The sequence below is a fragment of the Klebsiella sp. BIGb0399 genome (assembly GCF_003752615.1).
Lineage (GTDB): Bacteria > Pseudomonadota > Gammaproteobacteria > Enterobacterales > Enterobacteriaceae > Klebsiella > Klebsiella lignicola.
In genome coordinates this window covers 606,570-628,217 of record NZ_RKHT01000007.1, presented here as the reverse complement: position 1 = coordinate 628,217, position 21,648 = coordinate 606,570, and the positions used below count along the sequence as shown (strand labels likewise).

The window sequence follows — 21,648 nt, the reverse complement described above, 5'->3', positions numbered from 1 at the left end:
TTAAAATAAAATGAACTCTTTGTACACCCGCAAGTCTGAGTATATGAAAGACGCGCATTTATTATCATCATCATCCCTGAATCAGAGATGAAAGTTTGGCCACATTGATGTGGCCTTTTTCTTTTGTACTGCTTTTTGCTACGCATGTCGCGCTAACAGGGCTGAAAACGGCTCACTATCTTCCGCTTCCATCTTCTGCTGACGTACCACCGAAGCTTCACGTTCAGTGATAAAATCCTCTTCACGCAAAATTTCCAGCGGCTCTTCGCGCAGCATCGTCCGGTATTGATCGGCCAGCGCCCGACCGGTGCCGCCAATCCCTTCTTCAAGCATAGAACGCAGGACGCGTGCTGAGAAGGTTAATTCCGGATCGTCAAAGCTGGCAACCAGCTCATCGCACACCTGCTGGTAGGCTTCACCACCGTGAATGCTATCTAAGGTCTGCGCGACGCGACGCAAATCGCGGAACAGGTCTTTGCCCACTTTAGCCAGCGGGAACTGCGCGCTTTCGCAGCCGATGCCCAAGGTCAGGCCCGGTTTACGCCCTTCCAGAATCACGCGATTCCAGTTAGTACGCGTGCACAGCAGCTCATCGCTGCTCATTTCCGGCGCATCAGCCAGTACGCACCAGACCATAAACAGATCGAGGAAACGCACCTGCTGCTCATCGACGCCAATCGGTGAGAACGGGTTAATATCGAGCGAACGCACTTCGATATATTCAATGCCACCGCGCAGCAGGGCATCAGATGGCGTTTCTCCGCTGCGGGTGACCCGCTTCGGACGAACAGGCGCGTACAGCTCGTTCTCAATCTGCAGAATATTGCTGTTGATTTGCAGGTGCTTGCCGTCTTTCTCAAGGCCAATCCGGGCATACTCTTCCGACGGCGTTTTAATCGCCCGCTTCAATCCTGCCACATACTCATGCAGATCGTTAAACGTAATACCGAGATTGCTTTGCGACTTATTGGTATAACCCAGGTCGCTCAGGCGCAGCGAGGTGGCGTACGGCAAGTAGTACATGCCGTTCTTCGCTTCCTCAAACGGGAGCGTCGTCGGTTTGCCCTGCAGGAATGACGAGCAGATAGCCGGCGATGCGCCGAACAGGTACGGAATCACCCAGCCGAAGCGGTAGTAGTTACGGATAGAACGGAAATAGCCTGCAGAGATCGCCTCTTTGCCGCTTTCCGCATCCACAACGCCGCACTTCGCCTGCCAGAATGCCATCGGCAGCGAGAAGTTATAGTGGACGCCGGAGATGGTTTGCATCAGCGCCCCATAGCGGTTCTTCAGGCCTTCGCGATACAGCGTTTTCAGACGGCCAATATTCGAAGTCCCGTACTGCGCCAGTTCAATATCCTGACCTGGGGCAATATAGCAAGGCATGCTCAGCGGCCACATCCGCTCATCGCCGATGTGGCGTGCGGTGTAGCGATGCACATCGCGCATAAAGGTAAGCATATGCTGAATATCGCCATCAACTGGCGTAATAAATTCCAGCAACGCTTCGGCAAAATCGGTGGTAATCCATTTGTGGGTCAGCGCTGCGCCCAGCTCCTGAGGGTGACCGGTGGTTGCCAGTGAACCATCGGCATTGACGCGCAATGTTTCGCGCTCAAGACCACGTTGAATACCCTGCAGGGCCTGTGGATTTTTTTCCAGCCAGGCCAGCGCCTGTGATACGTCCGGGATCAATTTGACCTCCCGCCTGTCGAAATCGTTTGAATAAGCATAATTGTAATGGTGACCATACAGGCTATCCCAGAAGATATTATTGTTACCGCCAGTTCGCATGCGAGTGCCGAAGTCTGGCGATGTCGGGCTTAGCAGCGCGACAAAATAGCCAGTAAAATGGCCTGCCGGGATAGTCTTAGTTCCACAATTAGTGCCACCACGTCATACCCTGAAGCGTTACCACCGCAATGACGATGTAGCGTAGCGCTTTACCAAGGCATAAGAAAAAAAGTACCGGTCCCCACGAGATGCGCATCCATCCCGCCAGCAGACACAGCAAATCACCGATAACCGGTGCCCAGCTTAATAATAATGTGACCGCGCCGTAGCGCTTTAGCCAGCCGGATGCTTTTTCCTGCCAGCGCGATGTTTTGCGCAGCGGAAACAAGCGCCCCAGAATAACGTTAGTTACCCCTCCAAGGCTATTGCCGATTGTTGCTATTAAAACCAGAGCCCACGGTTGACTTGCTCCCGTAAGTAGCATAGCAATCAGCACCACTTCTGAGTTGCCGGGCAGTAATGTCGCGCTCAAAAAGCTACTGGCAAACAGCGAGGCTAGCGACAGCGCGTCGCTCACAGCAAGCGCACGTCCACAGCATCCATCCCCGCGCGCTTCGCCGCCTGCAGACCAAAATCCGCATCTTCAAAGACAACGCATTTTTCCGCTGCCACGCCCATGCGTTCAGCGCACAGCAGGAAGGTATCAGGGGCGGGTTTATGATGTTCGACATGATCGGCGGCAACAACTGCCGAAAAATAGTGACGCAGGCCGAGATGTGCCAGTAGTGCCTCTGCGACAGCGCTTTCGCTGCCGGTGCCTACCGACATCGGGCGACGCCCGTGCCATTCCTTGACCACTTCAATCAGCGGTAAGGGACGCACGCTGTCCAGCAGCATGCTCTTCACGGCATCGGTTTTTTCCCGCGCCAGCTCATGAGGGTTTAAATCCGCGCTATTCAGCTCGATAATCGCCTGGGCAATACGCCAGGTCGGAGAACCGTTGAGTGCGACCATCGCTTGCTCGTCGAAACGCATGCCATACCGGCCCAACACCTCGCGCCACGCTTTACGATGCGTTGGTTCGGTATCGAGAATGGTACCATCCATATCAAAGATCAGTCCTGCGTAACGTTCGTACATCGTGTTCTCACAAACCGGATAAGAAAACGTTACTTTATCGCAAAAGGCGCAGGTTGTCGCGGCCGGCACTTTACGCCATAAAGGCGCCATCAGGCGCCTTTATCGTATCAATGTCGTGGCTTATTTGATTTTTAAATCATTCTCAACCAAACGAACGCCCTGCACCCGACGGGTCACTTCCACCGCACGGCTGGCATCTTTCGTTGATGAAACAAAGCCGCTCAGCTGAACGCGTCCTTTAAAGGTCTGCACGCTGATTTCAGAGGACTTAATGTCCTTTTCATTAAACAGTGCGGTTTTGACTTTCGTTGTCACGACGGTATCGTCGATATAGCCACCGGTACTTTCCTTTGTGGACGATCCCGCACAGCCAGCTAACGATACGGCCACCAGAAGCGTCGCGCAAAACGCAGGTATTGCTTTGAACCATTTCATGGATTTCTCTCCTTGCACTTATCTCACCTAAATCAGGTCGATATATTCAGGTAAATTATAGTGGAAAGAGTCACTTGCCAATGAAAAAAATTTAAAAACGGAGTTTGAAGGATAATCAGTGCTGATGATAGCCAGAAAAGGCAAACAGAGAACGGATGAATGATTTGGAGTTGGGCTTGAATTTGGAGAATATGGTGCATCCGGGAGGATGACTCACTGTGTTCGCCCTACGGGCCGTTGCTAAAGCAACGTTATCCTCCCTGGTGCTGGCGATAATTTCGCAGACCATGAAGCGATAGTACAGGTGTAAATCGGGAGAATATGGTGCATCCGGGAGGATTCGAACCTCCGACCGCTCGGTTCGTAGCCGAGTACTCTATCCAGCTGAGCTACGGATGCATCAGGGGGAACTTCTTTACTACATTAGCTTCTCTGGTGCTGGCGATAATTTCGCAGACCATGAAACAACAACAAGCTGTTATTTCGAAGAAGATGGTGCATCCGGGAGGATGACTCACTTCGTTCACCCTACGGGCCGTTGCTAAAGCAACGTTATCCCCCCTGGGGCAAACGGTTATTACCGTTACCCCAGCCACTTCTTCATCGCTGAAGACGTAGGAGAATATGGTGCATCCGGGAGGATTCGAACCTCCGACCGCTCGGTTCGTAGCCGAGTACTCTATCCAGCTGAGCTACGGATGCATCAGGGAGAACTTCTTTACTACATTAACTTCTCTGGTGCTGGCGATAATTTCGCAGACCATGAAACAACAAACAAGCTGTTATTTCGAAGAAGATGGTGCATCCGGGAGGATTCGAACCTCCGACCGCTCGGTTCGTAGCCGAGTACTCTATCCAGCTGAGCTACGGATGCATCAGGGAGAACTTCTTTACTGCATGTCAGTGCCACAACTAACACTTGCCACACTGATTAAGATGGTGCATCCGGGAGGATGACTCACTGCCTTCGCCCTACGGGCCGTTGCTAAAGCAACGTTATCCTCCCTGGTGCAGACGGTTATTACCGCTACCCCAGCCACTTCTTCATCGCTGAAGATATGGGAGAATATGGTGCATCCGGGAGGATTCGAACCTCCGACCGCTCGGTTCGTAGCCGAGTACTCTATCCAGCTGAGCTACGGATGCAAAATGGCGGTGAGGCGGGGATTCGAACCCCGGATGCAGCTTTTGACCGCATACTCCCTTAGCAGGGGAGCGCCTTCAGCCTCTCGGCCACCTCACCACAACGCCTCTTGCGAGTGCTTCGAAGAACTTGTTTCTGCTCTTCGTCGCTGCGTTGGCGCACATATTACTTTCTGGTACTTATAAGTCAAACAATTTTTCGAACGCTTTTTCCGTTTGCACACTTACCGCGCAATTAGACTGCAAAAACGGCGAAAAGAGTGTTTTATCAACAGGAATTCAGAGGGTTCGCCTCGCTGATGCTAAAAGATAACTGTTGAGAATAATGGGCAGTGAACGAAAAAAGTGACGACAGAAAAGAGAACAGAGAAGAAAAACAGAAGAAAAGAGAGCGAAAGCCGAATGGGGATGCGCCTCACGGAACCGCGAGGCGCGAAAACCTTAGTAACTGGACTGCTGGGATTTTTCAGCCTGGATACGCTGGTAGATCTCTTCACGATGCACGGAGACTTCTTTAGGGGCATTAACGCCAATACGTACCTGGTTACCCTTAACCCCTAAAACTGTCACAGTGACCTCATCTCCAATCATGAGGGTCTCACCAACTCGACGAGTCAGAATCAGCATTCTTTGCTCCTTGAAAGATTAAAAGAGTCGGGTCTCTCGTATCCCGGCATTATCCATCATATAACGCCAAAAAGTAAGCGATGACAAACACCATACGGTGTAAGCAGTCACGGCATCACATTCTGTTAAACCTAAGTTTAGCCGATATACACAACTTCAACCCGACTTTATCGTTATCAGTGCTTCTCTCGCAAGATACCGTAATCCGAGAAAAACGGCATCTATACCCTTTATACTTCAAGCTACTTGGGTGTTGGCTGTCCTCGTTCACCCCAGTCACTTACCAGAGTAAGCTCCTGGGGATTCACTGCGTTGCCGCCGACAAGCAACTCGAATTATTTAGGGTTATGCATTTATAGTTATTACAGTTTTGCGCTGACCCAGCCTTTCACACTGGCTAACGCTGCAGGGAGAGCAGACGCATCGGTACCACCGGCCTGAGCCATATCCGGACGACCGCCTCCTTTGCCACCCACCTGCTGGGCGACCATACCAACCAGCTCCCCTGCTTTCACACGATCTGTCACATCCTTAGACACACCGGCAATCAGAGAAACCTTCCCATCCGCTACCGTGGCTAACACGACAACCGTTGAACCCAGTTGGTTCTTCAGATCGTCAACCATGGTACGCAGCATTTTCGGCTCAACGCCAGCCAGCTCGCTGACCAGCAGTTTAACGCCATTAATCTCTTCCGCTTTGCTGGAGAGGTTTGCGCTCTCCTGCGCTGCCGCCTGCTCTTTCAGCTGCTGCAGCTCTTTTTCCAGCTGGCGGGTACGTTCCAGCGCGGCACGCACTTTATCGCCGAGGTTGTGGCTATCGCCTTTCAGCAACTGTGCAATATCACCCAGCAGATCGCTCTGCGTATGCAGGTTAGCCATTGCGCCTTCACCAGTTACGGCTTCAATACGGCGAACACCTGCCGCAGTACCAGACTCGGACGTAATACGGAACAGGCCGATATCACCGGTACGTGAAGCGTGAGTACCGCCGCACAGCTCGGTAGAAAAATCACCCATGCTCAGAACGCGAACGCGATCGTCATACTTCTCGCCGAACAGCGCCATTGCGCCCTTCTCTCTTGCCGCGTCCAAATCCATGATGTTGGTTTCAACCGGCAGGTTACGACGGATCTGCGCGTTGACCAGATCTTCCACCGCACGGATCTCTTCCGGCTTCATGGCTTCGAAGTGAGAGAAGTCAAAGCGCAGCGCTTTGTCATTCACCAGAGAGCCTTTCTGCGCCACATGCGTACCCAGTACCTGGCGCAGTGCCGCGTGCATCAGGTGCGTCGCGGAGTGGTTCAGACGAATACGTTGACGGCGAGCCTGATCGACATCAGCCTGCACCGCGTCGCCCACTTTCAGCGCGCCGCTGGTCAGTTTACCGATATGACCAATCGCCTGGCCGTATTTCTGCGCATCGTTGACCACGAAGGAGAAGCCAGCGCCTTTCAGTTCGCCCTTATCACCTACCTGGCCGCCGGATTCCGCATAGAACGGGGTTTGATCGAGAATCACAACCGCGTCCTGGCCTGCCGCCACGCTATCAACGGCTTTACCGTCGATAAACAACGCGGTGACCCTGGCGTTCAGTTCCAGATGATCGTAGCCCTTAAATTCAGAAGCACCATCAACACGAATCATCGCGTTGTAGTCTGCGCCAAAACCGCTGGACTCACGCGCACGACGGCGCTGCTCTTCCATCGCGGCTTCAAAGCCAGCTTCGTCAACTTTGATGTTGCGCTCACGGCAAACGTCAGCCGTCAGGTCAACCGGGAAACCGTAGGTATCGTACAGGCGGAAAGCGGTTTCGCCATCCAGCGTGTCGCCCTTGAGCTTAGCCAGCTCTTCATCCAGCAGCGCCAGACCGCGCTCCAGAGTACGAGCGAACTGCTCTTCTTCGGTTTTCAGTACCTGCTCAACCTGCGCCTGCTGCTGCTTGAGCTCATCACCCGCAGCGCCCATCACGTCGATCAGCGGAGCAACCAGTTTCCAGAAGAAGGTATCTTTCGCCCCAACCATGTTGCCATGACGGACCGCACGGCGAATGATACGACGCAGCACGTAGCCACGGTTTTCATTCGATGGGATCACGCCGTCTGCAACCAGGAAGGCACAGGAACGAATGTGGTCAGCAATAACGCGCAGCGATTTGTTGGTCAGATCGGTGGCGCCTGTCACTTTAGCGACGTTTTCAATCAGCTTGCTGAACAGGTCAATATCGTAGTTGGAGTTCACGTGCTGCAGCACGGCAGCGATACGCTCCAGACCCATACCGGTATCGACGGACGGCTTCGGCAGCGGCTCCATGGTACCGTCAGCCTGACGGTTAAACTGCATGAAGACGATGTTCCAGATCTCAATGTAGCGATCGCCGTCTTCTTCCGGGCTTCCCGGAGGGCCGCCCCAGATGTGGTCGCCGTGGTCAAAGAAGATCTCGGTGCACGGACCGCACGGACCGGTATCGCCCATCTGCCAGAAGTTATCAGAAGCGAAGGCCGCGCCTTTATTGTCGCCAATGCGGATGATACGTTCGCGCGGAACACCGACTTCGTTTGCCCAGATATCGAAGGCTTCGTCATCGGTTTCGTAGACGGTTACCCACAGTTTATCTTTCGGCAGCGCGAACCAGTTTTCACCGGTCAGCAGTTCCCATGCGTACTGAATGGCATCATGCTTGAAGTAATCGCCGAAGCTGAAGTTACCCAGCATTTCAAAGAAAGTGTGGTGACGCGCGGTGTAACCGACGTTTTCCAGATCGTTGTGTTTACCACCCGCACGAACGCAACGCTGCGAGGTTGTCGCGCGAGAATAATTACGTTTGTCGAGACCCAGGAAAACATCCTTGAACTGGTTCATCCCGGCGTTGGTAAACAGCAGGGTCGGGTCGTTGTGCGGCACCAGGGAGCTGCTCGCAACTACCTGATGTCCCTTGCTATGGAAAAAATCGAGAAACGCCTGACGGATCTCAGCAGTGCTCTTGCTCATAATTATCCTGAAATCAAGCTATACACATCACCCTTCACGTCACCTCTTCGTTGGCTACGCTCGCTCCAGCAGGTGCGTACCAATGCACGCTCCAGAGGACTCACTCTCTTGCCACCTTGATGCAGCGTGAATGATTTTGTGTATAAGGAATAATCGTCGTGGACGCTGACTGCCTTTCCAGCACTCAGCGACCGGACGGAATAAAGTGGGAATAAGATAAGTTTTCTTCACGGGGAAGTAAAATACCCGATGGGTCAATCTGCAAAATTTCGCCAGATTTCCTGAATATCTTCCATCAAATAGCCGCGGTACAGTAAAAAACGCTGGATTTTAACTTTCTCGGCAAATGCTACAGGCAACGGTTCGCCATACTTTCGCTGCGCCTGCTCTTTCGCCAGCGCCGCCCAGTCGATATCACACTCGCGCATTGCGCTCTCGCTGACATCACGCGGGATCCCTTTCTGGTTGAGTTCCTGACGGATACGCGCCGGGCCATACCCTTTCCGGCTGCGGCTACCAATGAACTGGCGGACGAAGCGGCCATCGTCGAGGTAGCGGTTCTCGATACACCAGGCAATAACGGTATCGACCTCTTCCGGCGTGACGTCCAGCGTTTCGGGGCCATTTTTTCCCAGCACCGGGGCGGCAAGCTTGCGCCGCAGCTCCTGTTCGCTATGGTCACGCATGGCCAGAATGCGAATCGCACGGTCCAACAGCCGGGCGTAGCCGGAACGGCGGGATGAAGGTTCAGTCACAGGCACCTCGACAATCCTCAGCAAGACAATACAAAGTAAGGCAATCCAGAGTAAAACAAGCCGAGTAAAACAAACCAAAAGCAAAAGGGCTGCATGCGCAGCCCTTCGGGGTATTCAGAAGATTATCAGAAATCTTCGTGGGTTTCTTCAGCACCTGGACCGCTAGCGTCCACCACGAAATCCGGTTTGGAGTCCTGGTTGTTCAGCAGCAGTTCACGTACTTTTTTCTCAATCTCTTTCGCCGCAGCCGGGTTATCTTTCAGCCAGGAAATCGCATTCGCTTTACCCTGACCAATCTTATCGCCGTTGTAGCTGTACCACGCGCCCGCTTTCTCAATCAGCTTCTCTTTCACGCCCAGGTCAACCAGCTCACCGAAGAAGTTGATCCCTTCGCCGTAGAGAATCTGGAATTCAGCCTGTTTGAACGGCGCGGCAATTTTGTTTTTCACAACTTTCACGCGAGTTTCGCTGCCAACGACGTTGTCGCCATCTTTTACCGCACCGATACGACGGATATCCAGACGCACAGAGGCGTAGAATTTCAGCGCGTTACCGCCGGTGGTGGTTTCCGGGTTACCGAACATCACACCAATTTTCATACGAATCTGGTTGATGAAGATCAGCAGCGTATTGGACTGCTTCAGGTTACCGGCCAGCTTACGCATTGCCTGGCTCATCATACGAGCCGCCAGGCCCATGTGAGAGTCGCCGATTTCGCCTTCGATTTCCGCTTTCGGCGTCAGGGCCGCGACGGAGTCAACCACGATAACGTCGACCGCACCGGAACGTGCCAGCGCGTCACAGATTTCCAGCGCCTGCTCACCGGTGTCCGGCTGGGAGCACAGCAGGTTGTCGATATCAACGCCCAGCTTACGTGCATACACAGGGTCCAGCGCGTGTTCCGCATCGATAAACGCACAGGTTTTGCCTTCGCGCTGTGCAGCGGCGATGACCTGTAGAGTCAGCGTGGTTTTACCGGACGATTCTGGCCCGTAGATTTCGACGATACGGCCCATCGGCAAACCGCCGGCGCCGAGCGCGATATCCAGTGAAAGCGAACCGGTGGAGATCGTTTCAACATCCATGGAACGGTCTTCACCCAGGCGCATGATGGAGCCTTTGCCAAACTGCTTTTCAATCTGGCCCAGTGCTGCCGCCAACGCTTTCTGTTTGTTTTCGTCGATAGCCATTTTTACTCCTGTCATGCCGGGTGTAACCGGGTGATAAATTTTGTTCTGTTGAGGCAATTATACTGTATGGTCATACAGTATCAAGTGTTTTGTAGAAATTGTTGCCAGAGGAGTTTCAGCGCGTAAGCCGTCGCCTGACGGCGCACCGCTTCACGGTCTCCGGCGAAGCATTCACGCTGGGTAACGCCCTGCCCGTTGGCGCTGGCGACGCCAAACCACACCGTACCGACCGGCTTTTCGGCGCTGCCGCCATCCGGCCCGGCAATCCCGCTGACCGAGACAGCATAGGAGGCACGAGCCGCACGCAGCGCGCCCACCGCCATTTCAACCACCACCGGTTCGCTCACCGCACCATGCTCCAGCAGAGTCACCTCGCTGACGCCGATCATCTGCGATTTGGCTTCGTTGCTGTAGGTAACGAACCCCCGCTCAAACCATGCCGAACTGCCGGCGACATCCGTGAGCGTTTTCGCAACCCAGCCGCCGGTACAGGACTCCGCGGTAGTAACCGTCGCACCGCGCGCTTTCAGCGCCTGCCCGACCTGCTCGCTCAGCTGCATTAATTCTGAATCAGTCATTATCGCCCCGCTTACGCCAGATAAAGAGGCCATCAAAGATAGCACTTTCAACACAGATATGGGGATGAGGTGATGAATTTACGAGGAGGCATCTAAAAATGAGCGGCCCCGGGGGACCCGGGACCGTTAATCATGGTGTTATTTCATGCTGGCAGCGATCAGCTCCACGTTGTGGCGCAGCATTTTCACATAGCTGTCCGCCACGCCGCCCGGCTTAGAGAGCGCCTCCGGATAGAGTTCGCCGCCCGCCTGCGCCCCGGTCGCGCTGGCAATCTGTTTCACCAGACGCGGGTCAAGTTGGTTTTCCATAAACCAGGTGTGCACGCCATCAGCCTTAATCTGGGTAATCAGCGCCCCCACCTGCGCGGCGCTGGCTTCACTTTCCGAAGACAGCCCTTGCGGCGCCAGGAAGGTGACGCCATAGGCCCGGCCAAAATAGCCAAACGCGTCATGGCTGGTCAGCACTTTGCGTTTCTCCTGCGGTATCGTGCTGAACTGACTTTTGGCCCAGCTATCCAGCTCGTTGAGCTGGCCGATATAGCGCTGACCGGAGACCTCCAGCGCGGCTTTATCCTGCGGCGAGGCGGCAACCAGGCCATTGAGGATATTTTGCGCATACAGCGCACCATTCGCGGCGCTGTTCCATGCGTGCGGGTCGGTCACCATTTTACCGTCTTCATCCAGCGTGTGGGTTTTCACCCCGGTGGACGCCACGACCAGTTCACCTTTAAAGCCCGAGGCTTTAATCAGCCTGTCGACCCAGCCCTCCAGCCCGAGGCCGTTAACCACCACCACGTCGGCCTTACTGAGCAACGCGCTATCCTGCGGCGAAGGTTCAAACGTATGCGGATCGCCGTCCGGGCCCACCAGCGTGGCGACCTTGACATGCTCGCCGCCAACCTGCTGCACCATATCCCCCAGCACCGAAAAACTGCTCACCACGTTGAGCGTTTTCGCCATCGCCCCCTGCACCGCCAGGCCAAAGGCCAGCGTCAGGATTACTGCCGTTCTTTTCTTCATTTTGTCCTTACCCCATTAATTTACGCCAGCTGACGACCAGTCGGCTGCGTGTGCCAAAAAAGAGTGAAATAAAAAAGATCCCGCTGGCGGTCAGCACGATGGAGGGGCCGGCGGGCAAATTTGCCGCCCACGACAGGCTCAGCCCCATCCACGCGCAGAAAGCCCCGTTCAAGGCAGCCAGCAGTAATGTCCCGGGTAACGTGCGCGCCCAGCAGCAAGCGGCAACCGCCGGCAGCATCATTACGCCAACGGCCATCAGGGTCCCCAGAACCTGAAAACCCGCCACCAGGTTGAGCACCAGCAGCGCCAGAAACAGGCCGTGCAGCAGCGCCGGCAGTCTCGGATGGTTCACCTGCAGCCAGGCGCTGTCGAAGGCCTCATTCACCAGCCCGCGATAGAGCAACGCGATGCAGATCAACGTCAGGCTGGCGACCCCGGCGACAAACAGCGCGGCGTCGTTATCCACCGCCAGAATCGAGCCGAACAGCAGATGCAGCAGGTCAACGCTGGAACCGCGCAGTGAAATCAGCGTCACCCCCAGCGCCAGCGACCCAAGGTAGAACCCGGCGAAGCTGGCATCTTCTTTTAACGGCGTGCGCCGGCTGACCCAGCCCGCCACCAGCGCCACCGCGATACCGGCGATAAAGCCGCCGATCGTCATTGCCAGCAGCGACATGCCGCTCAGCAGGTAGCCCACCGCAACGCCGGGTAGGATCGCGTGCGACAGCGCATCGCCCATCAGGCTCATGCGCCGCAGCAGTAAGAACACGCCGAGCATGGTGGTACTCAGTGAAAGCGCCAGGCACACCACCAGCGCACGGCGCATAAAGCCGAATTCGATAAACGGTTGGAAGAAGGTATGCCAGATCATGCCAGCCTCGCCGAGTCAAAAGCCGGCAGCACCGCGTCCGTGGTGCCCCAGCGGGCGCGCTGTGGTTCGAGCAGCAGCGTTTCCGGGAAATAGTCGGCGACGCGCTGGTTATCGTGCAGTACCGCCAGCACCGTCTGCCCCTGCTGGTGCATCTCAAGAATCAGCGCCATCAGCTCGCGGCTGGTGGATTCATCGATGCCGGTAAATGGCTCATCCAGCATCACCAGCGGCGCCTGCTGCACGATGACCCGGGCAAACAGCATGCGCTGGAACTGCCCGCCGGAGAGCGCTTCAATGGGCGTTTTCGCCATTGCATCCAGCCCGACGCGCTCCAGCGCAGCACCGATACGCCGACGGAATTCCCCGCGTATGCCGCGCAATAAAGAGACGTGCGGCCAGACGCCCTGGCTCACCACATCCTGCACCGTCAGCGGAAACTGCGATTCGAGGGCATGCCGCTGCGCCAGCCAGCCAATCACCGGGCGCGATGTCGTCCAGCCCAGCCTGCCGCTCACCGGCGGAATAAAACCGGCCAGGGTCTTCAGCAACGTGGATTTGCCGCAGCCGTTCAGCCCGACAATGGCCGTCATGCTGCCCGCGGCGATCGTGCCGCTCAGGGCGGGCGTAATCGCCAGCGCTTCGTAACCTGCCACCAGGTGATCCAGTTCAATCATGGCAGCGTGACCGCCCACCAGGTCGCCAGCCACAGTAGCGCCAGCAGCACGCAGGCCGCGGCGACACGCCGTACCGCGGAGGCCATAAAAAGAGACGTCATCATTCCACCAAATTAATATGTTATAACGTAACAATATTGCATCAGCAGAAAAATGTAAATCAACGTCAACGAGGGGAAATGCTGCGAAATGTAACAGACTCCCCTCAGGGCGAGGGGAGCCTCAGAGACAGGCTTACTGCCCGCGGGCCTGAGAAACCGCCAGCCCCAACTGCCAGACCGCCATGGCGTAGTGGGTGCTGTGGTTATAGCGGGTAATGGTGTAGAAGTTCGGCAGGCCGTACCAGTATTGATAACCGGTGCCGACATCGAGGCGCAACAGGCTGGCCTGCTGATGGTTACCCAGCGGCTGCGTTGGCGTCAGCCCCGCCGCCGTCAGTTGCGAAATGCTGTAGTTGGTTTTGAAGCCGTTCTCCAGGCCCGGCGCCTGGCCGAGCGCCTGGACCGCCACCTGGTCACCGCTCACCCAGCCGTGCTGTTTGAAGTAGTTCGCCACGCTGCCGATGGCATCCACCGGATCCCACAGGTTGATATGCCCGTCGCCATTAAAGTCGACCGCATACTGCTTATAAGAAGACGGCATAAACTGGCCGTAGCCCATCGCCCCGGCGAACGAGCCTTTGAGATCCAGCGGGTCATCTTTTTCACTGCGAGCCATCAGCAGGAAGGTTTCCAGTTCACCGGAGAAATACTCGGCGCGGCGCGGGTAATTAAACGACAGCGTCGCCAACGCGTCGAGGATGCGGGTTTTCCCCATCACGCGACCCCAGCGGGTTTCCACACCGATAATCCCGACGATGATTTCCGGCGGCACGCCGTAAACCTGCCACGCGCGGTTCAGCGCATCCTGATACTGGTTCCAGAATACGACGCCGTTTTGCACGTTATCGGGGGTAATAAACTGTTTCTTGTAGCGCAGCCAGGCACCGTTAGGCCCTGACGGCGGCAGGCCGCTCGGCGCCTGGCGGTCCATCAGGCGCAGGACGTAATCCAGACGTTTTGCCTGGGAGAGGATCTCATGCAGTTGCTGTCTGTCGAAGCCATGCTTGCTCACCATTTTGTCGATGAACTGCTCCGCCGCTGGGTTGTTGGCGAAATCACCGCCCATCGCCATCACATTATGCTGCGGCTCCAGCAAAAAACCGCCCCCTCCTCCCGTCGTCTCCGCTTCTGGGGTGGCTTTAGGTTTGCTGCTACAGGCAGCAAGGAGAACACACAGGGGAAGTAGAGCCAGATAGCGACGCTTCAACATGGGACATCCATTTAACAAGTTTGGCAAAGGGTAATTATGGTAAAGCATGTGGCCGCCAACAAGAAAGCGGCAATGTATTTGCGGATAAAATAGTCCTGTTCATGCCGCCCGCTTTTCTCTTACCACCGGTCCGTTCTCCCTGCGTTTTCGGCGCTTCAAGCGTCATTCCTGACAAATAACTTTCACAATAAAATATTTATCTTTCATTTTGAGATCAAATTAACACTTTTTAACCTTTCAAAGTGATTAAAATCAGCTGCCAGTTAGCAAGAAAAATAACACTCTGAAGGAGAACACAATGATTGAAGTCATTACCCACGGTGCCGAATGGTTTATCGGCCTGTTTCAGAAGGGAGGCGAGGTATTTACCGGGATGGTCACCGGGATCCTGCCGCTTCTGATCAGTCTGCTGGTGATCATGAACGCGCTGATCAACTTCATCGGGCAGCGGCGGATCGAAAAGCTGGCGCAGCGTTGCGCAGGCAATCCGATCTCGCGCTATCTGCTGCTGCCCTGCATCGGCACCTTTGTTTTCTGTAACCCGATGACCCTGAGCCTGGGGCGCTTTATGCCTGAGAAGTACAAACCCAGCTACTACGCGGCGGCCTCTTACAGCTGCCACTCCATGAACGGCCTGTTTCCCCATATCAACCCCGGCGAACTATTCGTCTACCTCGGGATTGCCAGCGGACTGACCACCATTGGGCTGCCGTTAGGGCCACTGGCGGTGAGCTATCTGCTGGTGGGTCTGGTCACTAACTTCTTCCGTGGCTGGGTCACCGACCTGACCACCTCAATCTTTGAGAAAAAAATGGGCATCCAGCTTGAACAGAAAGTCCATCTCTCCGGAGCTACCTCATGACCCGTATTCGTATTGAAAAAGGCGCCAGCGGCTGGGGCGGCCCGCTTGAGCTGGACATCGTTGCCGGCAAAAAAATCGTCTACATTACCGCCGGCACCCGCCCGACGATCGTCGACAAGATCGCCGACATCACCGGCTGGCAGGCCGTCGATGGTTTCAAAGAAGGGGAACCACCGGAGGAGGAGATTGGCGTCGCCATTATCGATTGTGGCGGCACATTACGCTGCGGCCTCTATCCGAAACGCCGCATCCCAACCGTCAATATCCACGCGACCGGCAAATCCGGCCCGCTGGCGCAGTATATCGTCGAAGATATTTACGTCTCCGGCGTGAAAGAAGAGAACATCCATCTGCTGAGCGATAGCGGCCCGGCGGCAACGACGCCGAAAACCAGCCAGCCCGCTCCGCGGGATTACGACACCAGCAAAAAAATTACCGAACAGAGCGACGGCCTGCTGGCCAAGGTCGGCATGGGGATGGGTTCCGTGGTGGCGGTGCTGTTCCAGTCCGGGCGCGACACCATCGACACGGTGCTGAAAACAATCCTGCCGTTTATGGCCTTCGTGTCGGCGCTGATCGGCATCATTATGGCTTCCGGCATCGGCGACTGGATTGCCCACGGTCTGGCCCCGCTTGCCAGCAATCCGCTCGGGCTGGTGACCCTGGCGCTTATCTGCTCATTCCCGCTGCTGTCGCCGTTCCTCGGCCCAGGTGCGGTTATCGCTCAGGTTATTGGCGTGCTGATCGGCGTGCAGATTGGCCTCGGCAATATTCCCCCTCACCTTGCGCTTCCCGCGCTGTTCGCCATTAACGCCCAGGCCGCCTGCGACTTTATCCCGGTGGGGCTGTCGCTGGCCGAAGCGCGTCAGGACACGGTTCGTGTCGGGGTTCCTTCAGTGCTGGTGGGACGTTTTCTGACCGGCGCGCCGACGGTGCTGATCGCCTGGTTTGTTTCCGGATTTATTTATCAATAAGAGGTGCCTGACGATGACCGTGATTTACCAGACCACCATTACCCGTATCGGCGCCAGCGCGACGATGGCGCTCGAAGAGCAGATGTTAATTACCTTCCGCGAAGGGGCGCCGGCGGATATCGAAGAGTATTGCTTTATTCACAACCACGGCGAGTTATCCGGCGCGCTGGCGGCGGGTGCCGAGCTCCTGCTGGGTGAACAGCGCTATCCGGTGACCGCCGTTGGCGAGGTTGCCGAACAGAATCTACGCGAACTGGGCCATATCACGCTGCGCTTTGATGGCCATCGCGAGGCGGAGTTTCCGGGGACGGTGCACGTTGCCGGCCCCGTACCGGAAGCGCTGGCTCCCGGTTGCATACTGAAATTTGTTGCTTAAGCAGGAAGGAGAACATTATGAATCAGGTTGCTGTTGTCATCGGCGGTGGACAAACCTTAGGTGAGTTTTTGTGTCGTGGCCTTGCCGCTCAGGGCTACCGTGTCGCGGTTGTGGATATCCAAAGCGATAAAGCCACGCGCGTCGCCCAGGCCATCAACGAGGAATATGGTGAAGGGAAGGCATACGGCTTTGGCGCCGACGCCACCAGCGAGGCCAGCGTAATGGCCCTCGCCCGTGGGGTGGACGAAATTTTCGCCCGCGTGGATCTGCTGGTTTACAGCGCCGGGATCGCCAAAGCGGCCTTTATCAGCGATTTTGCCCTCGGTGATTTTGACCGCTCATTGCAGGTGAATCTGGTGGGCTATTTCCTCTGCGCTCGCGAGTTTTCACGGCTGATGATCCGCGATGGCATCAAGGGGCGAATTATTCAAATCAACTCCAAATCCGGCAAAGTGGGCAGCAAGCACAATTCCGGCTACAGCGCGGCGAAGTTTGGCGGCGTCGGGCTGACCCAGTCGCTGGCGCTGGATCTGGCGGAATATGGTATTACCGTCCACGCCTTGATGCTGGGGAACCTGCTGAAATCGCCGATGTTCCAGTCGCTGCTGCCGCAGTACGCCAGCAAACTGGGCATTGCCGAAGACGAGGTCGAGCAATATTACATCGACAAGGTTCCGCTCAAGCGCGGCTGTGATTATCAGGATGTCCTCAACGTGCTGATGTTCTACGCCAGCCCGCAGGCTTCCTACTGCACCGGGCAGTCGATCAACGTCACCGGCGGTCAGGTGATGTTTTAACCGTTACGCGCTGTTTCCCGGTGGCGCTGCGCTGACCGGGCTACCCGCTACATGCCGCGATGTTGTAGCCCGGACAGGCGCCACGCGCCGCCTCCGGGAAGATGTTTCGGCAGCACGGTCCCGGTGGCGCTGCGCTGACCGGGCTACATGCCGTGATGCTGTAGCCCGGACAGGCGCCACGCGCCGCCTCCGGGAAGATGTTTCGGCAGCACGGTCCCGGTGGCGCTGCGCTGACCGGGCTACATGCCGTGATGCTGTAGCCCGGACAGGCGCCACGCGCCGCCTCCGGGAAGATGTTTCGGCAGCATGGTTCCCGGTGGCGCTGCGCTGACCGGGCTACATGCCGTGATGCTGTAGCCCGGACAGGCGCCACGCGCCGCCTCCGGGAAGATGTTCGCACACACCTTAAGGAGATTTTATGGTTAGCGCATTAATCACCGTCGCGGCGATCGCCTGGATAACCCAGCTCGCCTTCGGCGGCTGGCAGATTCGTCAGTTCAACCGCGCCTTTGACCAGCTCTGCCTGCAGGGGCGAGTCGGGGTTGGCCGCTCATCGGGGCGCTTCAAACCGCGGGCAATCGTGGCTATCGCCTTTGACGAGCACGACCGCGTGCGCGACACGCTGCTGATGAAAGGGCTTACCGTGTTCGCCCGCCCGACAAAAATTCCGGCAATTAACGGACAATATCGTGAGGAATTGCAGCCAGATATGATCTTCCCCCAGGATCCGCTCTGTCGGAATGCACTATCATTAGCGCTTAAACCGAAACATGTATAATTTCGTTGTAAAAGTAAATATCTTGCGAAATTATCACTTCGAAACTTTACGCAAGATAGGATATTACTGCTATGAAACCACGTCAGCGCCAGGCCGCCATTCTTGAGCACCTGCAATCTCAGGGGAAATGCTCGGTTGAAGAGCTGGCGCAGCACTTCGATACCACCGGCACCACCATTCGCAAAGACCTGGTGATCCTCGAAAATGCCGGCACCGTGATTCGTACCTACGGCGGCGTGGTCCTCAACAAGGACGAACCCGATCCCCCTATCGATCACAAAACACTGATTAACACCGATAAAAAAGCGCGAATCGCCGAAATGGCGGTGCGCTATATCCATGACGGCGACTCGATCATCCTCGATGCCGGCAGCACGGTTCTGCAAATGGTGCCGCTGCTCAGCTGCTTCAACAACATCACGGTGATGACCAACAGCCTGCACATCGTTAATGCCCTCTCCGAGCTGGATAATGAACAAACGATCCTGATGCCCGGCGGCACATTCCGCAAAAAATCGGCTTCCTTTCACGGCCAACTGGCGGAAAATGCGTTCGAACAGTTCAGCTTCGACAAGCTGTTTATGGGCACCGACGGCATCGACCTCAACGCGGGGGTCACCACCTTCAACGAGGTGTATACCGTCAGCAAAGCGATGTGCAATGCCGCCAGAGAAGTGATCCTGATGGCCGACTCATCAAAGTTTGGCCGTAAAAGCCCGAATATCGTCTGCGGCCTTGAGCGCGTAGATAAGCTGATTACCGATGCGGGTATCGACCCGGCCTTCCAGCGGGCGCTGGAAGCGCAAGGCATAGACGTGATTATTACTGGAGAAGAACATGAGTAACTTTCTGTTAGAAGCCGGACGCCAGACCCTGTTACTGGAGCTGCAGGAGGCCAGCCGCCTGCCTGACCGCCTGGGCGACGACTTCATCCGCGCGGCGGAAACCATCCTCCACTGCGAAGGAAAGCTGGTGGTCTCCGGTATCGGTAAATCAGGTCACATCGGCAAAAAGCTGGCCGCCACCTTCGCCAGTACCGGCACCCCGGCCTTTTTTGTCCATCCGGCGGAAGCGCTGCACGGCGACCTCGGGATGCTCGACGGCCGCGACGTGATGCTGTTTATCTCCTACTCCGGCGGCGCTAAAGAACTGGATCTCATCGTCCCACGTCTGGAAGAAAAAGCCATTCCGCTGCTGGCGATGACCGGCAAATCCACCTCGCCGCTGGCGCTGGCGGCAAAAGCGGTGCTGGATATCACCGTGGAGCGCGAAGCCTGCCCGATGCATCTGGCCCCGACCTCCAGCACCGTCAACACCCTGATGCTCGGCGACGCGCTGGCGATGGCGGTGATGCAGGCCCGCGGTTTCAATGAAGAAGATTTTGCCCGCTCGCACCCGGCCGGCGCCCTCGGCGCACGGCTGCTGAACAAGGTTCACCACCTGATGCGCCGCGATGGCGATGTGCCGCGGGTTGAGCTGGATACCCGGGTGATGGATGCAATGCTGGAACTCAGCCGCACCGGGCTGGGGCTGGTTGCCGTCTGCGATGAACAAAACCGCGTCCAGGGCGTCTTCACCGACGGCGACCTGCGCCGCTGGCTGGTAGGCGGCGGCACGCTGGACGATACCGTCAGCCAGGCGATGACCCGTAACGGCGTCACCCTGCAGGCCGAAAGCCGCGCGGTAGAAGCCAAAGAGCGGCTGATGAAGCACAAAATCAGCGCCGCGCCGGTGGTCGATGAAAACGGCCTTCTGGTGGGCGCCATTAACCTGCAGAACTTTTATCAGGCCGGGATCCTTTAAGTCCCAGACGCTTCGCCAGCCGATGCAGGTTGGCGACGTCCAACTCCAGCGCCCGGGCCGCCGCCGCCCAGTTACGCTGGTTATCCGCTAAAGCGCGGGAAATCGCCTCGCGCTGGAACGTCTCGGTTGCCTCGCGCAGATTAATCGTCTGTTGCAGCGCAACCGGCGTTGCGACAGGCGGCAGCGACGTTGCGGCAGCAAACTGAAAATGGTGTGGCTCCAGCCGCACCTCATCCGCCGTCTGGGTCGCCCGCGCCAGCACCACCGCACGATGAATAGCATGTTCCAGCTCGCGCACGTTGCCCGGCCACGGCGCCTTACGCAGCCCCGAGCGCGCCGCATCGCTGAGCACCACCTGCCCTAACCCCATGCGTAACCGACACTGCTCGCAGAAATAGCCGGCCAGCAGCACCACGTCATCTTCCCGCTCGCGCAGCGCCGGCACCGACAGCGGGAACACGCTCAGGCGGTGATAGAGATCGGCACGAAAGCGGCCTTCAACCACCTCCTGGCGCAGGTCGCGGTTGGTGGCCGCCAGCACCCGCACGTTAACCCGCAGGCTGCGGTCATCCCCTACCCGCTGAATATCGCCATACTGCAGTACCCGCAGCAGCTTGGCCTGCAGCGCCAGCGACAGCTCGCCAATCTCATCGAGGAACAGGGTGCCGTTATCGGCCATTTCAAACTTGCCGCTGCGGTTGCTGATCGCCCCGGTAAAGGCCCCTTTCACATGCCCGAACAGCTCGCTTTCCGCCACGCTCTCCGGCAGCGCCGCGCAGTTCAGATAGATCAGCGGATTGGCTGCCCGGGACGATCCCTGATGCAGCGCTTTCGCCACCAGCTCTTTGCCGGTGCCGGTTTCGCCGCTGATCAAGACGTTCAAATCCGAGGCGGCGACGATATCGATCTCTTTTTTCAGCTGCACCATCGGCGCCGACAGGCCGATTATTTCCTGATGGTCCGGGGGCGTATAGCGCACGCTCGCCTCCGGCAGCACGTTCTGATTCTCAAGCCGCGCGATAAGCAGCGCGTTATTCAGCGCTCCCGCCACCAGCGCCGCGATCAGGCGCAGTGCTTCATCGCTGAAGCTATCGAAGCGGTCGGCCTCCATACCGTCGAGGGTTAGCGCGCCAATCAGGGTCTGCCCGGCAAACAGCGGAAGCCCCACGCAGGCGTGCACCTTCAGGCTCTCATGGCCGGGGATCAGGCCATCATAGGGGTCCGGCAGATCGCTGTCCGCCGGGAAACGCACCACATCGCCGGCGCGGGCAATCGCCTCCAGCCGTGGGTGGCCCGCCAGCGCAAAACGTCGCCCCAGCACATCTTCAGCCAGGCCGTCGATCGCCAGCGGCACAAACTGATGTGCCTCGTAGCGCAGCAGCGCCGAGGCGTCGCAGCCCAGCACCTGGCGCAGGGTCGTAATCAGGCGGGAAAAGCGGTCGGCATGGCCGATATCGCTTTGTAAATCAATGGCGATCTTCGCCAGCACGTCCACGGAAAAGCGCATCGCGGCCTCATTGTCATTTTGACACCAGTCATGGTCATAACGACTATTTTAACCGCTGTCATTTTGACATCAACCGGTTTGAT

Annotated in this window: 22 protein-coding genes and 5 tRNA genes; 7 read left to right on the top strand and 20 right to left on the bottom strand. The window is 56.8% G+C overall.

Annotated elements, in window-relative coordinates:
* Positions 1-138: 138 nt before the first annotated feature.
* The 18 genes from gshA to mltB all read right to left on the bottom strand — a co-directional run bounded on the left by gshA (position 139) and on the right by mltB (position 14,468).
* Positions 139-1,695 (bottom strand): glutamate--cysteine ligase, encoded by a 1,557-nt coding sequence (gene gshA / locus EDF82_RS17650; protein ID WP_123756947.1) that lies wholly within the window; start codon positions 1,693-1,695, stop codon positions 139-141.
* A gap of 187 nt (positions 1,696-1,882) precedes the next feature.
* Positions 1,883-2,311, bottom strand: coding sequence for a YqaA family protein (locus EDF82_RS17645; protein WP_123756807.1), 429 nt, complete (start codon positions 2,309-2,311; stop codon positions 1,883-1,885).
* Positions 2,308-2,874 carry a fructose-1-phosphate/6-phosphogluconate phosphatase gene (gene yqaB, locus EDF82_RS17640; protein ID WP_123756946.1) on the bottom strand — a complete coding sequence of 189 codons (567 nt, stop codon included), beginning with the start codon at positions 2,872-2,874 and terminating at the stop codon, positions 2,308-2,310. Before yqaB ends, EDF82_RS17645 begins: the two co-directional genes overlap by 4 nt.
* Positions 2,875-2,994: 120 nt before the next feature.
* On the bottom strand, positions 2,995-3,309 hold the full coding sequence (locus tag EDF82_RS17635) for a BON domain-containing protein (RefSeq protein WP_123756806.1): 315 nt from the start codon (positions 3,307-3,309) through the stop codon (positions 2,995-2,997).
* A gap of 322 nt (positions 3,310-3,631) precedes the next feature.
* Positions 3,632-3,708: transfer RNA gene (locus tag EDF82_RS17630), tRNA-Arg, on the bottom strand.
* Positions 3,709-3,934: 226 nt separating this feature from the next.
* A tRNA-Arg gene (locus EDF82_RS17625) sits at positions 3,935-4,011 on the bottom strand.
* A gap of 95 nt (positions 4,012-4,106) precedes the next feature.
* A tRNA-Arg gene (locus tag EDF82_RS17620) sits at positions 4,107-4,183 on the bottom strand.
* 195 nt (positions 4,184-4,378) lie between these two features.
* Positions 4,379-4,455, bottom strand: a tRNA-Arg gene (locus EDF82_RS17615).
* A 4-nt stretch (positions 4,456-4,459) separates the two neighbouring features.
* Positions 4,460-4,552, bottom strand: a tRNA-Ser gene (locus EDF82_RS17610).
* 341 nt (positions 4,553-4,893) lie between these two features.
* Positions 4,894-5,079, bottom strand: a complete 186-nt coding sequence (gene csrA / locus EDF82_RS17605; protein ID WP_000906486.1) for a carbon storage regulator CsrA — start codon at positions 5,077-5,079, stop codon at positions 4,894-4,896.
* A gap of 362 nt (positions 5,080-5,441) precedes the next feature.
* On the bottom strand, positions 5,442-8,069 hold the full coding sequence (alaS, locus tag EDF82_RS17595; protein ID WP_123756805.1) for an alanine--tRNA ligase: 2,628 nt from the start codon (positions 8,067-8,069) through the stop codon (positions 5,442-5,444).
* A 254-nt stretch (positions 8,070-8,323) separates the two neighbouring features.
* Positions 8,324-8,824: a recombination regulator RecX gene (gene recX / locus EDF82_RS17590; protein WP_123756945.1), complete on the bottom strand. Its 501-nt coding sequence runs from the start codon at positions 8,822-8,824 to the stop codon at positions 8,324-8,326.
* Positions 8,825-8,949: 125 nt separating this feature from the next.
* A complete protein-coding gene (gene recA, locus EDF82_RS17585) occupies positions 8,950-10,014 on the bottom strand; it encodes a recombinase RecA (protein WP_123756804.1) in 1,065 nt (354 codons plus the stop codon).
* Positions 10,015-10,094: 80 nt separating this feature from the next.
* A complete protein-coding gene (gene pncC, locus EDF82_RS17580; protein ID WP_123756803.1) occupies positions 10,095-10,592 on the bottom strand; it encodes a nicotinamide-nucleotide amidase in 498 nt (165 codons plus the stop codon).
* Between the two features lie 138 nt (positions 10,593-10,730).
* On the bottom strand, positions 10,731-11,612 hold the full coding sequence (locus EDF82_RS17575) for a metal ABC transporter substrate-binding protein (protein ID WP_123756802.1): 882 nt from the start codon (positions 11,610-11,612) through the stop codon (positions 10,731-10,733).
* 7 nt (positions 11,613-11,619) lie between these two features.
* A complete protein-coding gene (locus EDF82_RS17570; protein WP_123756801.1) occupies positions 11,620-12,483 on the bottom strand; it encodes a metal ABC transporter permease in 864 nt (287 codons plus the stop codon).
* Positions 12,480-13,190 (bottom strand): metal ABC transporter ATP-binding protein, encoded by a 711-nt coding sequence (locus EDF82_RS17565; protein ID WP_199733701.1) that lies wholly within the window; start codon positions 13,188-13,190, stop codon positions 12,480-12,482. The genes EDF82_RS17570 and EDF82_RS17565 overlap by 4 nt, the downstream gene beginning before the upstream one ends.
* Positions 13,191-13,391: 201 nt before the next feature.
* Entirely contained in the window at positions 13,392-14,468 is a 1,077-nt protein-coding gene (gene mltB / locus EDF82_RS17560) for a lytic murein transglycosylase B (RefSeq protein WP_174509803.1), read from the bottom strand.
* A 298-nt stretch (positions 14,469-14,766) separates the two neighbouring features.
* Between mltB and srlA the strand changes: the two genes are divergently transcribed.
* Genes srlA through srlD form a run of 4 tightly spaced genes read left to right on the top strand, consistent with a single transcriptional unit; the run spans position 14,767 to position 17,477 of the window.
* Positions 14,767-15,330, top strand: coding sequence for a PTS glucitol/sorbitol transporter subunit IIC (srlA, locus tag EDF82_RS17555; protein ID WP_123756798.1), 564 nt, complete (start codon positions 14,767-14,769; stop codon positions 15,328-15,330).
* Positions 15,327-16,304: a PTS glucitol/sorbitol transporter subunit IIB gene (locus tag EDF82_RS17550; protein ID WP_123756797.1), complete on the top strand. Its 978-nt coding sequence runs from the start codon at positions 15,327-15,329 to the stop codon at positions 16,302-16,304. Before srlA ends, EDF82_RS17550 begins: the two co-directional genes overlap by 4 nt.
* Before the next feature lie 13 nt (positions 16,305-16,317).
* Positions 16,318-16,680: a PTS glucitol/sorbitol transporter subunit IIA gene (gene srlB, locus EDF82_RS17545; RefSeq protein ID WP_123756796.1), complete on the top strand. Its 363-nt coding sequence runs from the start codon at positions 16,318-16,320 to the stop codon at positions 16,678-16,680.
* A gap of 17 nt (positions 16,681-16,697) precedes the next feature.
* The gene (gene srlD, locus EDF82_RS17540; protein WP_123756795.1) at positions 16,698-17,477 is read left to right on the top strand and encodes a sorbitol-6-phosphate dehydrogenase; all 780 of its coding nucleotides are present in this window, start codon (positions 16,698-16,700) and stop codon (positions 17,475-17,477) included.
* Between the two features lie 239 nt (positions 17,478-17,716).
* Here the strand turns inward: srlD and EDF82_RS25240 are convergent, their stop codons facing one another.
* Entirely contained in the window at positions 17,717-17,881 is a 165-nt protein-coding gene (locus tag EDF82_RS25240; protein ID WP_158613274.1) for a hypothetical protein, read from the bottom strand.
* A 14-nt stretch (positions 17,882-17,895) separates the two neighbouring features.
* On the opposite strand from EDF82_RS25240, the gene gutM reads away from it, so the two are divergent.
* The 3 genes from gutM to gutQ all read left to right on the top strand — a co-directional run bounded on the left by gutM (position 17,896) and on the right by gutQ (position 20,058).
* Positions 17,896-18,255 (top strand): transcriptional regulator GutM, encoded by a 360-nt coding sequence (gene gutM, locus EDF82_RS17535; RefSeq protein ID WP_123756794.1) that lies wholly within the window; start codon positions 17,896-17,898, stop codon positions 18,253-18,255.
* A gap of 71 nt (positions 18,256-18,326) precedes the next feature.
* Entirely contained in the window at positions 18,327-19,100 is a 774-nt protein-coding gene (locus EDF82_RS17530) for a DNA-binding transcriptional repressor (RefSeq protein WP_123756793.1), read from the top strand.
* Positions 19,093-20,058 (top strand): arabinose-5-phosphate isomerase GutQ, encoded by a 966-nt coding sequence (gene gutQ / locus EDF82_RS17525; protein WP_123756792.1) that lies wholly within the window; start codon positions 19,093-19,095, stop codon positions 20,056-20,058. The genes EDF82_RS17530 and gutQ overlap by 8 nt, the downstream gene beginning before the upstream one ends.
* On the opposite strand, the gene norR is transcribed toward gutQ, so the two are convergent.
* Positions 20,021-21,565 (bottom strand): nitric oxide reductase transcriptional regulator NorR, encoded by a 1,545-nt coding sequence (gene norR, locus EDF82_RS17520; protein ID WP_123756791.1) that lies wholly within the window; start codon positions 21,563-21,565, stop codon positions 20,021-20,023. The two genes, gutQ and norR, sit on opposite strands and share 38 nt — an antisense overlap.
* Positions 21,566-21,648: the final 83 nt, after the last annotated feature.

What these genes read in the sequence shown, in the direction of transcription:
- yqaB (WP_123756946.1), bottom strand. Translation starts at nt 2,874, where the DNA reads ATGTACGAACGTTACGCAGGACTGATCTTTGATATGGATGGTACCATT.
- EDF82_RS17635 (WP_123756806.1), bottom strand. Translation starts at nt 3,309, where the DNA reads ATGAAATGGTTCAAAGCAATACCTGCGTTTTGCGCGACGCTTCTGGTG.
- csrA (WP_000906486.1), bottom strand. Translation starts at nt 5,079, where the DNA reads ATGCTGATTCTGACTCGTCGAGTTGGTGAGACCCTCATGATTGGAGAT.
- alaS (WP_123756805.1), bottom strand. Translation starts at nt 8,069, where the DNA reads ATGAGCAAGAGCACTGCTGAGATCCGTCAGGCGTTTCTCGATTTTTTC.
- recA (WP_123756804.1), bottom strand. Translation starts at nt 10,014, where the DNA reads ATGGCTATCGACGAAAACAAACAGAAAGCGTTGGCGGCAGCACTGGGC.
- pncC (WP_123756803.1), bottom strand. Translation starts at nt 10,592, where the DNA reads ATGACTGATTCAGAATTAATGCAGCTGAGCGAGCAGGTCGGGCAGGCG.
- EDF82_RS17575 (WP_123756802.1), bottom strand. Translation starts at nt 11,612, where the DNA reads ATGAAGAAAAGAACGGCAGTAATCCTGACGCTGGCCTTTGGCCTGGCG.
- EDF82_RS17570 (WP_123756801.1), bottom strand. Translation starts at nt 12,483, where the DNA reads ATGATCTGGCATACCTTCTTCCAACCGTTTATCGAATTCGGCTTTATG.
- mltB (WP_174509803.1), bottom strand. Translation starts at nt 14,468, where the DNA reads ATGTTGAAGCGTCGCTATCTGGCTCTACTTCCCCTGTGTGTTCTCCTT.
- srlA (WP_123756798.1), top strand. Translation starts at nt 14,767, where the DNA reads ATGATTGAAGTCATTACCCACGGTGCCGAATGGTTTATCGGCCTGTTT.
- EDF82_RS17550 (WP_123756797.1), top strand. Translation starts at nt 15,327, where the DNA reads ATGACCCGTATTCGTATTGAAAAAGGCGCCAGCGGCTGGGGCGGCCCG.
- srlB (WP_123756796.1), top strand. Translation starts at nt 16,318, where the DNA reads ATGACCGTGATTTACCAGACCACCATTACCCGTATCGGCGCCAGCGCG.
- srlD (WP_123756795.1), top strand. Translation starts at nt 16,698, where the DNA reads ATGAATCAGGTTGCTGTTGTCATCGGCGGTGGACAAACCTTAGGTGAG.
- gutM (WP_123756794.1), top strand. Translation starts at nt 17,896, where the DNA reads ATGGTTAGCGCATTAATCACCGTCGCGGCGATCGCCTGGATAACCCAG.
- EDF82_RS17530 (WP_123756793.1), top strand. Translation starts at nt 18,327, where the DNA reads ATGAAACCACGTCAGCGCCAGGCCGCCATTCTTGAGCACCTGCAATCT.
- gutQ (WP_123756792.1), top strand. Translation starts at nt 19,093, where the DNA reads ATGAGTAACTTTCTGTTAGAAGCCGGACGCCAGACCCTGTTACTGGAG.
- norR (WP_123756791.1), bottom strand. Translation starts at nt 21,565, where the DNA reads ATGCGCTTTTCCGTGGACGTGCTGGCGAAGATCGCCATTGATTTACAA.